Origin of the sequence: Acinetobacter sp. YH12131 (assembly GCF_013418635.1) — a bacterium.
GTDB classification, from domain to species: domain Bacteria; phylum Pseudomonadota; class Gammaproteobacteria; order Pseudomonadales; family Moraxellaceae; genus Acinetobacter; species Acinetobacter towneri.
Genome location: NZ_VPBQ01000011.1, coordinates 1 through 12,581, shown reverse-complemented (window position 1 = coordinate 12,581; position 12,581 = coordinate 1). Strand labels below are relative to the sequence as shown.

Sequence of the window (12,581 nt, the reverse complement as noted above, 5' to 3'; positions counted from 1 at the left end):
TTGGGGACAAGCCACATGCAAATCATGTGCGCTCGTCCTTCAATAGTACACAAGGATTTATATCAATTCATATAAAAATGATCAATTAGACCTCTAAATTCAGATCAGTCACTGCACCTTTTTCTGCGCCCGATGCCAATTTAGCAAATTTCGCCAATGCACCATGGGTATAGTTTGGCTTTGGTTTGACCCATGCCGCTTTACGTGCTGCCATTTCCTCTTCCGACACATGCCAAGTCATTTCACGGGTTTCGGCATTAATCGAAATTTTATCGCCATTTTTCACCAGACCAATTGGCCCGCCTTCATACGCTTCTGGGGTCACATGCCCAATCACAAAACCGTGACTGCCACCCGAAAAACGTCCATCGGTAATTAACGCGACTGAATTCCCCAAACCTTTGCCAATAATTGCAGAAGTTGGTTTCAGCATTTCTGGCATACCCGGGCCACCTTTAGGGCCTTCACCACGAATCACCACCACTTCACCTTCTTGCACTTCACCATCTAAAATGCCGCGCATCGCGCCAATTTCACCTTCAAAAACGCGTGCAGGGCCTTCAAAATACAAGCCTTCTTTGCCTGTAATTTTTGCCACTGCGCCCGTAGGTGATAAGTTGCCTTTTAAAACCACCAAGTGTGAATCTTTTTTGATTGGCGCATCAAACGGTAAAATAATTTGCTGACCTTCAGGATAATCAGCAACATCGGCCAAGTTTTCTGCCAAAGTTTTACCTGTAACCGTTAAGCAAGAACCATCGAGCATGCCTGCATCTAACATACGTTTCATCAATGGTTGAATTCCGCCAATGGCAATCAGCTCCGACATTAAATACTTGCCCGATGGACGTACATCGGCCACCACTGGAGTTTCCTGACCAATACGCACGAAATCATCTAGTGTCAGTTCAACCCCTGCAGAATGTGCCATGGCAATCAAATGCAGTACACCATTGGTCGATCCACCCAAAGCAATCAGCACTTTAATGGCATTTTCAAAGGCAGATTTGGTCATAATGTCACGTGGTTTAATATCCAGACGTAACAGATTCATGACTGCTTCGCCTGCACGTTGGCAGTCATCCATTTTATCTTGAGAAACAGCTTCTTGTGCTGAAGACCCCGGCAAACTCATGCCCAATGCTTCAATGGCCGATGCCATAGAGTTGGCGGTGTACATGCCACCACAAGAGCCTGCACCTGGCAAAGCCACTTCTTCAATTTGTTTGACCTGAATTTCGTTAATTTCACCTTTGGCATGCTGACCCACAGCTTCAAACACCGAAATAATATCGGTATGTCCTGCACCCGGTTTAATCGTGCCGCCATAAACAAACAAGCCCGGACGGTTTAAACGCGCCAGTCCCATAATGCAGCCTGGCATGTTTTTATCACAGCCACCAATTGCAATCACACCATCATAGGCTTGACAACCCACCACGGCTTCAATTGAATCGGCAATGATTTCACGTGAAACCAATGAATATTTCATGCCTTCAGTGCCGTTTGAAATACCGTCTGAAATGGTGATGGTATTGAAAATAATGCCTTTACCACCCGCCTGATTCACGCCTGTTTCTGCTTCTCGTGCTAAGCCATCAATATGCATATTACATGGTGTGACATTGGCCCAAGTCGATGCAATGCCAATAAATGGACGAGTAAAATCTTCATCCTTAAAACCCACCGCACGCATCATGGAACGTGCAGGTGCATTTTCAATGCCTTCATAGACTTCGGCTGAATGTTCGCGGATATTCTGTTTACTCATGGCTGATTCCTTAGCAAGATGGGTGAAATGACGTATTCATCATGACAATTTATTTTATTTTTCATTGTATCGAAAGCAGGCAGGATGTAAACGAAAATGCCTGTCTAATTTCATTGCTCAAATTTGCTGCACTACTAACATTGCTCAATGCATGTCTTGTCCTGAAATAGATTGACAGTATTCCACTTCAAACCGAGTTAAGCAATTAGCTCGGTTTTAGTTTGCTCATACGTCTGATTCGGGGTGTTCATATTTAAACTTAAATGTGGTCTATAGCAATTATAAATCATAATAGATTCCGCAATTAAGTGATCTAACTCCTTCATGGTTTGACATCGTGTAATTAAAAACTCCTGCTTTAATATTCCATTAATCCGCTCTGCTAATGCATTCTGGTATGAGAAACACTGTTTCGCAAGGCCTCCATCTGTCATAGAAGGACATACCCCATAATGGCGTAATGCCGATTGATATAGTTCAGAGCAATACTGAGAGCCTCTGTCTGAATGATGAATCATCCTTGTCGCTCGATCCGTCACATGCTGCATCGCCATATGTAGAGCCTGCACAACATTCTCCGCACGCATATCATTCGATAACTTATAACCTTTAATCTGACGGGTATAAGCATCTGTCACTAAGGATAAATAATGTACGCCTTCAGCACTCTCAACATAAGTAATATCACTAACAAAGACTTCGTTGGCTTGCACTGCTGAATAATCCTTTAATAAATTTGGATGCTTCTTCATCCAATGCTTGCTATCCGTAGTTTTTGTATAGCGACGCTTGGGGCGAATCAATAAATTATGCTCTTTCAATATTTTAAATAACTGATCCCGTCCACACTTTAAACCACGCTGCAACAATTTGCCTTTAATAAGCCAATACAGCTTACGTGTTCCGATACTTGGCATGAGACAGCGATACTCCATAACCAACTCGAGTATTTGTTCTGTTACTTGTGCAGTCATTTGAGCACGTTTTTCTGCTTGATAATAAGCTTGTCGAGTGATTCCTAACCACTGACAATAACGTGAAACGCTTAGTCTTCTTTGGCTTTGCCAATCTTTGAAACGTGCTCGGTATACTTTTTTCCAAGATCAGTCCCACACTCTTTATCAATGTGATAAATCACATCCTGTATAAATTCAGTTTTGAGCTTTTCTGCGGCTAACTGTTTTTCTAATTGGCGGATTCGTTGTTGGGGTGTCAATTGGCGTTTAGAAGAAGTCGGCATATTCGAAGTCCAATCCTGTTGTCCGTGCTTGCGTAACCATACCAGCACAGTTGATCTTCCTTGAATACCATATTTTGCCTGAGCTTGCTTATAAGTAATTTGCCCTTTTTCTACTTCATGTACCACTATCATTTTAAAGGCAAAGCTATAGTCACGTTGTGTACGTTTAACTCGTTGTTCTCGTTTATGTTCCATAAAATAAGTCTCTTAAGGTGTAAACTTATTTCAGGACGGGACAGCAGGCTCATAAAAAAAGCACCCCGATTTTGGAGTGCTTTTTGTGACAGCTTAAATTGCCAATTCCTGCTTAGATTTCACGTACCGCACCTTTTGCCGCACTGGTAGTGTGCATGGCATAGGCTTTCAACGCTTTAGAAATTTTACGTGGACGTTCTTCTGCAGGATGCCAGCCTTTAGCTTCTTGCGCTTCACGACGTGCCGCCATAGTTGCGTCATCTACCGCCAAGTGAATGCTGCGGTTTGGAATATCAATTTCGATACGGTCACCATCTTCAACCAGACCAATCGCACCACCTTCAGCCGCTTCTGGAGAAACGTGACCAATTGAAAGACCTGAAGAACCGCCCGAGAAACGACCATCGGTCAGTAAGGCACATTCTTTGCCTAAACCTTTCGATTTCAAATAGCTGGTTGGATAGAGCATTTCTTGCATACCTGGGCCACCACGTGGGCCTTCGTAGCGAATCACCACCACATCACCCGCTGTAATTTTACCGCCCAAAATCGCGTCTACTGCAGCATCCTGACTTTCAAAAACACGTGCTGTGCCGTTAAATTTCAAAATGGAATCATCTACCCCTGCAGTTTTGACAATACAGCCATCTAAAGCAATATTGCCGTAAAGTACCGCCAAACCACCATCTTTAGAGAAAGCGTGTTCTGCATTACGAATCACACCATTGTCACGGTCACCATCTAAACGTGAATAGTAACGGTCTTGTGAGAATGCTGTTTGGGTGGGTACGCCGCCCGGTGCAGAACGGAAGAACTGGTAAACGTCTTCATTTTCGGTACGGATGATGTCCCATTTATCCAAAGCATCTTTTAAAGTCGCTTCGTGAACTGTGCCTACTGAAGTGTCCAATAAACCTGCGCGATCCAGCTCGCCTAAAATAGACATAATGCCACCCGCACGGTGTACATCTTCCATGTGAACATCTTGTTTTGCAGGCGCTACTTTACATAGTACAGGCACTTTACGTGATAAACGGTCAATGTCATCCATGGTGAAATCCACACCTGCCTCATTGGCAGCCGCCAACAAGTGCAGTACGGTGTTGGTTGAACCGCCCATGGCAATGTCCAACGTCATAGCATTTTCATAAGATGCTTTGGTTGCAATTGAACGTGGCAATACGCTGTAATCGTCTTGTTCATAATGGCGTTTGGCCAATTCCACAATCAACTGACCTGCTTTATCAAACAGTTTTTTACGGTTGGCGTGAGTTGCTACAATTGAACCGTTGCCCGGTAAAGATAAACCTAGAGCTTCTGTTAAGCAGTTCATTGAGTTTGCAGTGAACATCCCTGAGCATGAACCACAAGTTGGACATGCAGAACGCTCATATTCAGCAACTTCTTCATCCGTATAGTTGTCATCTGCCGCCACAATCATCGCGTCAATCAAGTCAATCGCGTGTTCATTGCCACGAATTTTGACTTTACCTGCTTCCATTGGGCCGCCAGACACAAACACCACTGGAATGTTCAGGCGCATGGCAGCCATCAGCATCCCTGGTGTGATTTTGTCACAGTTGGATATACACACCATTGCATCGGCGCAGTGTGCGCTGACCATGTATTCTACCGAGTCGGCAATCAAGTCACGCGATGGCAATGAATACAACATGCCGTCATGACCCATGGCAATCCCGTCATCTACGGCAATGGTGTTAAATTCTTTGGCAACACCACCTGCCGCCTGAATTTGTTCTGCCACCATTTGACCGAGGTCTTTTAAATGCACATGGCCAGGTACAAATTGGGTAAATGAGTTGACCACCGCAATAATCGGCTTACCGAAATCTTCGTCTTTCATACCCGTTGCACGCCATAAGCCGCGTGCACCCGCCATATTTCTTCCGTGTGTCGATGTTTTTGAACGATAGTCAGGCATTATAAAGTTCCAACTTGGTTGTGCTGAAATGAATCTGAAATTCATTCTGGCGAAATAATACTGTTTGCAAGATCTGTATCACTGCAAAATAGTTTAAGAGTCTTTGTATTTTACTACAGCTTGAGGTAGTAAGGCTGCTGCTTTACCGACTTTATGATGGATAAAAAGTGACGAAAAACTACAGCACTTTGTTGATCATACTGAATGCAATACAAAACTTTCATGAATAATTTTTAAATTTTGCATTACTAATTTTTATCATAATAATTTATAGCACAGCGACAAGGTGGATTTGTTACAACCCATTCCGACCTTTGAGCCGCAATTTGTTATAATTGCCGCGTCATCTAAAACTATGGGTTGATTTCCATTGAAAATCGTTTTTGCAGGTACGCCTGAATTTGCTGCAAGCGCTTTGGCAGCACTCCTGAACACCGAACATGAGATTGTCGCGGTTTACACCCAGCCTGACCGTAAAGCAGGACGCGGACAAAAACTCACAGCATCTGCGGTGAAGCAATTGGCACTACAACACGATCTTCCTGTCTATCAACCTTTGCATTTTAAATCATCTACTGAAGAAGGTCTGGCGGCCCAACAAGAATTGGCTGCATTGAATGCCGATGTGATGGTGGTTACGGCCTATGGTTTAATCTTGCCGCAAGTGGTTTTAGATACTCCTAAATATGGCTGCTTGAATATTCACGGTTCGTTATTGCCACGTTGGCGTGGTGCAGCGCCGATTCAGCGCGCGATTGCCACAGGTGATACCGAAACAGGCATCACCATTATGAAAATGGCTGCAGGCTTAGATACGGGCGATATGATGTATAAAACCCTATGCCCAATTACTGCCACAGACACCTCTGCCACTTTACATGACAAACTGGCGCAGCAAGGTGCCAAAGCAATTGTTGAAGTACTGGCTTCAGAACAAAAATTGCAAGACTATTTAGCCGCGCGTGAAGTGCAAGATGAAGCCTTGACGGTCTATGCACACAAATTGACCAAAGCCGAAGCACAAATTGACTGGTCACAAACTGCAGCCGAAATTGACCGTAATATCCGTGCCTTTAACCCGTGGCCGGTGGCATTTATCCCTTTAGATGACACTCAAAACTTACGCGTGTGGAGTTCAGCATTATCAGATGAACCTGCCCAAGGTCAGGTGCCTGGCACAATATTAAAACTGGACAAACAAGGTGTACACGTCGCTTGTGGCGATCAACAAGCGGTATGCTTAAGCTCGTTGCAATGGCCAGGCGCTAAACCGCTGAATCCTGTGCAAATCATTCAAACTCAAAAACTTCAAACAGGACAAGTTCTCGCATGAGCCATTCTGAATCAGGCAACTCACATTTGAACTTGCGTGCCCAAGTCATCCGTACGCTATTGGCTGTACAACAAGGGCAATCGTTGGCGAGCGTCTTACCTGCACATTTAAGTAAAATCGCAGAACGTGACCGCGCTCTATTTCATGAGCTGGTTTTGGGCACCTTGCGTCAATGGTATGCCCTAAAAAGCATTACTTTGCCGCTGTTGGTGAAACCACTCAACAATGAAACTATTGAAACCTGTTTATATGTCGGCTTATATCAAGTGCTTTGCACCCGTGTAGCCAGTCATGCCGCAATTTCAGAAACCGTAACTGCAGCCAAACAATTGGGCTATCAAGCACTCAGCGGTGTGGTGAATGCAATTCTGCGTCGTGTTTCACGTGAAACATCGGAATTTCAAACGGCTTTGGCGCAGGCACATGGTTTGCCAAGTTGGTTGTATAAACGCTTGAAAAAAGATTGGCCTGAACAATTAGAACAACTGACGCAAACTTTAAAGCAAACCGCACCTCTGACCTTAAGGGTTAATACACGCCAAATCAGCCGTGATGACTATTTAGAAATTTTGCAGGAACAAGAGATTGCAGCAGAAGCTTGCACCGTGTCTGAAGTCGGCATTGTGATGTTGCAAAATGTGCACATTCCTGACTTACCTGGTTTTGATGAAGGCGTATTTTCCGTTCAGGATGAACATGCCCAACTGTGTGCAACGCTCTTGCCAAATTTAGATGGCAAAGTCGTGGTCGATGCCTGCGCAGCACCCGGCGGTAAAACAGCGCATCTGCTCGAAAAATTTCAGCCTAAAAAATTGATTGCCTTAGATCAGGATGCCAAACGTCTGTTACGTGTCAGCGAAAACCTAGAACGTCTGCAACTGAATCAAGAAGCGCAAGTCGAAATTTTGGCTGCCGATGCAACCACATGGAATGCCAGTGAAGCAGTAGACTGTATTGTATTGGATGCACCATGTTCTGCAATTGGAGTCTTGCGTCGTCATCCAGATATTCGTTTGCTGCGTCAATCTAGCGATATTCAGCAGACGGTGGTATTACAGCAACAGATTTTGCAGCAGATGTGGCAACAGCTCAAAGTTGGTGGCACCTTGCTTTACATTACCTGCTCGGTTTTAAAAGCCGAAAATGAACAGCAAATGCAGCAATTCTTTGCCGAACATCAAAATGCCAAAGAAGTCAAAATTGAGGCAGATTGGGGCATTCCACAACTGTATGGGCGCCAATTATTGCCGCAACAAGGACGCGGGGATGGTTTTTATTATTGTCGTATTGAAAAAACCGCCTAAGCTATTTCTGTTTTAACGATTCTTCTCATTTAATAGCCTTTCCAAAAAAATAACCCTTGAATCAATCAAGGGTTATTTTAGTTAGCCAGTGCAATGCTTTACAGCATCGCACCCGTTTCAGCAAAATGCTTAGTCTTCGAGTTCATCTGGGTTTTTGATCAGGTGAATCATCGCCAAAACTAAACCACCCCAAAGTACCACTGTTGAAATAATCAACATCACCAATGCAGATGTATTCATCTTATTTCTCCGTTGCGTCGTGATCTTTTAAGCGGCTAAGCAATACCGCGCCAATAATAAAGAGCACTACGGTACCACCACCCACGGTGAGTAAAATGTGTAATGGATAACCACCATAGCCTTCTGCAAAAATAGATTTCAGGGTTAAGCCTAAAGCCACGAGCAATGAAAGCGGAGTCACGATGGTTAATAGGAAATTCCAGCCCCAACCCAATTTAATGCTTGAGTATTGGTTAACGTGTTGCTGCAATTCTTTGAGCAATGGACGACGGAACCAAGTCACCAAAATGATCGACAATAAACCACCACCAACAATACCAATGTTGTTGGCAAAGTAGTCAATGATGTCGACAAAAGTGATCGCGCTGTGGGTAGAGAATAAAATGGTTGAAACAATAGCTGAACCACCCGCAATGATGGTTACTGCACGCTTACGCGACCAACCCAGTTTGTCTTGGAACGCAGCAATGGGCACTTGCAGAATACTCACCATTGAGGTCACCCCTGCAACCGTCAATGAGGCGAAGAATAAGAAACCAAATAAATCGCCACCTGCACCCAAGCTTGAAATGATTTTCGGGAATGCAATAAAAGCTAAACCAATACCGCCCGAAACCACTTCATCTACCGATGAACCTGCGCTGTACGCCATGAAACCAAGCGCAGCAAAAATACCAATACCCGCTAAAATTTCAAAAGATGAGTTTGCAAGTGCAACCACCAAGCCTGAACCAGTCAAGTTGGTTTTACGTTTTAGGTAAGATGAGTAGGTCAACATAATCCCGAAACCCACTGAAAGTGAGAAGAAGATATGACCAAAGGCAGCTAACCATACTTTATAGTTCGCCATCGCTTCCCAGTTAGGCGTAAAGAAAGCATTTAAGCCATCGACTGCACCCGGTAAACGTAAAGCTTGAACCACGAGAATAGAGAACAAAATCAGCAAAAGTGGTATAAAAATTTTATTTGACAGCTCAACCCCTTTTTTCACCCCACCATATAAAATGAACATCACCACCGTCCATACGATGACTAAGCCAATAAATAAGGTTGGTACAAAACCAAAGGCTAAACCTTCACCATTTTGTAAGTAGCTTGTGAAAAAGAATTTTTCAGTGTCTGTTCCCCATTGCTGACCAATGGAATAGAACATATAACTGCCTGCCCAAGACAATACGCTGGCATAATAAATACCAATCAGCAAAGTCACCATCACCTGCCACCAGCCCAATGCTTCACTGTTCATGAGCTTTTTATAAGCGGTTGGTGGTGCTTTACGGTATTTATGTCCGACTGCATAGTCCAAAAACAGCAATGGCAAACCTGCGGCAAAGATCGCAATTAAATAAGGGATTAAAAATGCGCCGCCGCCATTTTCATAGGCAACATAAGGGAAACGCCAAATATTGCCCAACCCGACCGCAGAACCAATGGCTGCGATAATAAAGCCTGATCGCGCGGACCAACTCTCACGAGAATCTGTCATAGAACACCTAAACTTCAGGCTATTTTTTGCTGCTTGTTTTTTAATTCTGACCTTTTATATAAATAACTTGCTTTTTCATTAGCTTAAATTTACTTTATATAACGGTACTTTAGCGCACGCAAAAAATATCCTGCAAAAAATGAAAATCTGGGTGTTTGCTTTAGAGTCACACCTTTTGAGCATCAAATTCTAAAGGTCAAACAGCGAAATATTCGGAAAATCTTGCTTAAAGTCTTTGCCCAATATTGCGCTTTTGTATGGCTTAACAATACTCATTTTTGAACAATTTTTCTGTAAATTCTGCTTAGAAAGATGCTTTTTGTATGCATTTTTTTAATCAAACGTTCAAATTCCACTCCATTTTGACTTGATTTTTTAGTTATAAATCGTATAACTATTTGGAATGGAATTTTGATGCTATTTGAGTTATTTTAATTTTCATCTATTTTAGCAGCGCTGTAGCCTATTATTCACCGAACTACAGCACTGTAATCAATCATCTCAAAATTCAGAGTTAACTCATCCTTTCTCTTTATTTATAACGATGCATCATTAGATCAGATACTTAACGCTTAATTACCAATAAACGCTCTTCCTGCATATCCCGAATAGCAGATTGAATCCCTTCTCGCCCTAAACCCGAATCTTTCACGCCACCATAAGGCATATTGTCCACACGGAACGATGGAATATCATTAATAATCACCCCACCAACTTGTAACTGATCCCATGCATACAGCATTTTTTCCAAGCTTTGTGTATAAATACCCGCCTGTAAACCAAAACGACTTTGGTTGATACGTGCAATCCCTTGCTCAAAAGATGAATATTTTTCCAAAATGGCAACAGGGCCAAAAACTTCATCTTTATAAACTTCCAAGTTTGGATCGACCTGTTCCAATAAAGTCGGTTCAAACATCACACCTTTCAGCTCGCCACCTGCCAATATTTTTGCGCCTTTTTTCACCGCTTTATCAATCCACTTTTTCAAGCGCTGCGCTTCAGCTTCCTTAATCATTGGCCCGACCAAAGTGCTGTCTAAATCAGGATCTGCCGCTTTAATTTTCTTGAGCTGGCTCACAAGTTTCTTTTTCAGTTCGGCATATACGTCAGCATGCACCAAAATACGTTGCACACTAATACACACCTGCCCAGCATGATTATACGCACCACCAATTAAGCGATGAATCAATGCATCATTCAATTCAGTATCGGGTTCAATCATCACTGCTGCATTGCCGCCCAACTCTAGCGTTACTTTTTTGCGTCCTGCGCGGGCTTTCATATCCCAACCCACCACATCTGAACCGGTAAAACTGAGCAGTTTAAAGCGGTCATCCGTGACTAAAACATCGGCTTGTTCACGCTCACAAGGCAATACCGAAAACGCACCTTTAGGTAAATCTGTTTCTGCCAACACTTCTGCAATTTTCAATGCTGAAATAGGCGTGGCACTGGCAGGTTTTAATACAAAAGGACAACCTGCGGCAATCGCAGGTGCAATTTTATGTGCAGTTAAATTCAACGGAAAATTAAAAGGACTAATCAAAGACACGGTACCAATGGGTACATGCTTAACCATCCCTTGATAATTCGCAGCAGCAGCCGTCACTGCCAACGGCAAAATACGCCCTTCATCTAGTTGTGACACCGCATCTGCCGCAATTTGGAAGGTATTAATTAAACGCTCGACTTCTGCCATCGCAGCCAAACGTGGTTTTCCACCTTCGGCAATTAAAATTTCGACCAATTCTTCACGCATGTTTTGAAAACGCTGCACACAATGCAAGAGAATTTTTTGTTTTTGAAAGGGCTGTAACTTTGCCATTTCGGCTTCTGCTTTTACGGCTGCACGAATGGCTTTTTCAATACTTTTCGCATCGGCAAGTGCGACACGCGCATATAAATTTTGAGAATATTTATGCTGAACGGCTAACCATTGCCCTGTTTCTACGGCTTTATTGGCAAGATAGAGCGGATAATCGACAGGTGGATGGACATTTTGCATACTGAAATCCTCTATTTTTGGCGCGAATTAAGCTATATTTTTACAAGAATTTTGATTCTAGAAAATGTATGATGCGCTAAGTTGGACAATATTTCACATGATTTTTTGTCACGAGAACATACAACACCACACCATTCATCCCAAATGATGATGACAAAATACTAGGGTTTATATGCTTACATTACAACGTTTTGCTTTAGCATGCAGTTTAATTGGTTGTTCAGCGGTTCATGCCGATATTATTGGGGTAAAAGCCAGTGTAGATTATTGGAAATATAGCGCAGACTGGAATCAGGCTCAGTTATCACCAAACTTAGTTGACGATTTTGCCTTACCCTTTACTCTGGCAGTAGAACATCCTGTTCCTTTTTTACCCAATGCCAAAATTAAGCATGCCAATTTGCAGGCCGAAAGCGAGCAAAGCGCTGCTGGTGTAAAAATCAATCAGCTGGATTTAGATTACTCAGACTTCATTTTATATTATGAAATTTTAGATAACATTGTTGCAGCAGATGTTGGATTTGGCGCCAAAGTACTTGAAGGTGACTTAAGATCGAATTTGTTTTCAACACAAGACGTCAGTGAAACTTTAGCTATGTTATATGCAGAGGCAGCAGTTAAATTACCGTTTACGGGTTTAAGTGCCAAAGCTGAAGCAAATTACGCCAAAAATAGCGACAATGAAGTTCGTGATGCTCAGGCAGAAATTAAATATAACTTTATAGATGCCATTTTAGTCGATGTGGGTTTAAAAGCGGGCTATCGCATTTTAGATATTAAGCTCAATCAAGATTCCAATCAGGAAACTCAATTAGAGTTTAAAGGCCCATATTTAGGTTTAGAAGCACATTTCTAAATATTTGATATTTATATAAGTTTAAAACCCTTAAATTTTTTAAGGGTTTTTTATTCATTCTACTTTTCTTTTTTACATAAAAAAACACCCCCAACGCTAGTTGAGGGTGTTTGAATAATGAGCTGGCGATGACTTACTCTCACATGGGTAACCCCACACTACCATCAGCGCGAAGAGGTTTCACTTCTGAGTTCGGGAAGGGATCA

The 12,581-nt window shown here is 42.7% G+C and carries 9 protein-coding genes and 1 rRNA gene; 3 read left to right on the top strand and 7 right to left on the bottom strand.

The annotated features are described in order from the left end of the window. Positions 1–85: 85 nt before the first annotated feature. The 3 genes from ilvD (FTU66_RS09075) to ilvD (FTU66_RS09065) all read right to left on the bottom strand — a co-directional run bounded on the left by ilvD (FTU66_RS09075) (position 86) and on the right by ilvD (FTU66_RS09065) (position 5,148). On the bottom strand, positions 86–1,771 hold the full coding sequence (ilvD, locus tag FTU66_RS09075) for a dihydroxy-acid dehydratase (protein ID WP_004970362.1): 1,686 nt from the start codon (positions 1,769–1,771) through the stop codon (positions 86–88). Between the two features lie 197 nt (positions 1,772–1,968). Next, positions 1,969–3,206, bottom strand: a protein-coding gene (locus FTU66_RS09070; protein WP_180112701.1) for an IS3 family transposase whose coding sequence is annotated in 2 segments (ribosomal slippage) — positions 1,969–2,870 and positions 2,870–3,206 — 1,239 coding nt in all. Because the reading frame shifts where the segments join, the coding sequence is not laid out codon by codon here. Between the two features lie 112 nt (positions 3,207–3,318). Next, positions 3,319–5,148: a dihydroxy-acid dehydratase gene (gene ilvD, locus FTU66_RS09065; protein ID WP_019837334.1), complete on the bottom strand. Its 1,830-nt coding sequence runs from the start codon at positions 5,146–5,148 to the stop codon at positions 3,319–3,321. A gap of 370 nt (positions 5,149–5,518) precedes the next feature. On the opposite strand from ilvD (FTU66_RS09065), the gene fmt reads away from it, so the two are divergent. Together fmt and rsmB are read left to right on the top strand one after the other, a co-directional pair. Beyond that, entirely contained in the window at positions 5,519–6,481 is a 963-nt protein-coding gene (gene fmt / locus FTU66_RS09060; RefSeq protein WP_180112700.1) for a methionyl-tRNA formyltransferase, read from the top strand. After that, on the top strand, positions 6,478–7,785 hold the full coding sequence (gene rsmB, locus FTU66_RS09055; protein ID WP_180112699.1) for a 16S rRNA (cytosine(967)-C(5))-methyltransferase RsmB: 1,308 nt from the start codon (positions 6,478–6,480) through the stop codon (positions 7,783–7,785). Before fmt ends, rsmB begins: the two co-directional genes overlap by 4 nt. Before the next feature lie 129 nt (positions 7,786–7,914). Here rsmB and FTU66_RS09050 read toward each other — a convergent pair whose 3' ends face one another. The 3 genes from FTU66_RS09050 to FTU66_RS09040 all read right to left on the bottom strand — a co-directional run bounded on the left by FTU66_RS09050 (position 7,915) and on the right by FTU66_RS09040 (position 11,519). After that, complete coding sequence (locus FTU66_RS09050) at positions 7,915–8,025, bottom strand: methionine/alanine import family NSS transporter small subunit (RefSeq protein ID WP_004970370.1); 111 nt, start codon at positions 8,023–8,025, stop codon at positions 7,915–7,917. A gap of 1 nt (position 8,026) precedes the next feature. Next, positions 8,027–9,511 carry a sodium-dependent transporter gene (locus FTU66_RS09045; RefSeq protein ID WP_180112698.1) on the bottom strand — a complete coding sequence of 495 codons (1,485 nt, stop codon included), beginning with the start codon at positions 9,509–9,511 and terminating at the stop codon, positions 8,027–8,029. Positions 9,512–10,076: 565 nt separating this feature from the next. Next, positions 10,077–11,519: an aldehyde dehydrogenase family protein gene (locus FTU66_RS09040; RefSeq protein WP_180096436.1), complete on the bottom strand. Its 1,443-nt coding sequence runs from the start codon at positions 11,517–11,519 to the stop codon at positions 10,077–10,079. Positions 11,520–11,691: 172 nt separating this feature from the next. Between FTU66_RS09040 and FTU66_RS09035 the strand changes: the two genes are divergently transcribed. Further along, the gene (locus FTU66_RS09035; RefSeq protein ID WP_180112697.1) at positions 11,692–12,375 is read left to right on the top strand and encodes a TIGR04219 family outer membrane beta-barrel protein; all 684 of its coding nucleotides are present in this window, start codon (positions 11,692–11,694) and stop codon (positions 12,373–12,375) included. Between the two features lie 120 nt (positions 12,376–12,495). Here FTU66_RS09035 and rrf read toward each other — a convergent pair. Further along, positions 12,496–12,581, bottom strand: a 5S ribosomal RNA gene (gene rrf, locus FTU66_RS09030); the annotation flags it as partial.

Bases quoted from the DNA above. Each gene is read 5' to 3' on its own strand.
- FTU66_RS09040 (WP_180096436.1), bottom strand. From the start codon at position 11,519: ATGCAAAATGTCCATCCACCTGTCGATTATCCGCTCTATCTTGCCAAT.
- FTU66_RS09045 (WP_180112698.1), bottom strand. From the start codon at position 9,511: ATGACAGATTCTCGTGAGAGTTGGTCCGCGCGATCAGGCTTTATTATC.
- ilvD (WP_019837334.1), bottom strand. From the start codon at position 5,148: ATGCCTGACTATCGTTCAAAAACATCGACACACGGAAGAAATATGGCG.
- ilvD (WP_004970362.1), bottom strand. From the start codon at position 1,771: ATGAGTAAACAGAATATCCGCGAACATTCAGCCGAAGTCTATGAAGGC.
- FTU66_RS09035 (WP_180112697.1), top strand. From the start codon at position 11,692: ATGCTTACATTACAACGTTTTGCTTTAGCATGCAGTTTAATTGGTTGT.
- FTU66_RS09050 (WP_004970370.1), bottom strand. From the start codon at position 8,025: ATGAATACATCTGCATTGGTGATGTTGATTATTTCAACAGTGGTACTT.
- rsmB (WP_180112699.1), top strand. From the start codon at position 6,478: ATGAGCCATTCTGAATCAGGCAACTCACATTTGAACTTGCGTGCCCAA.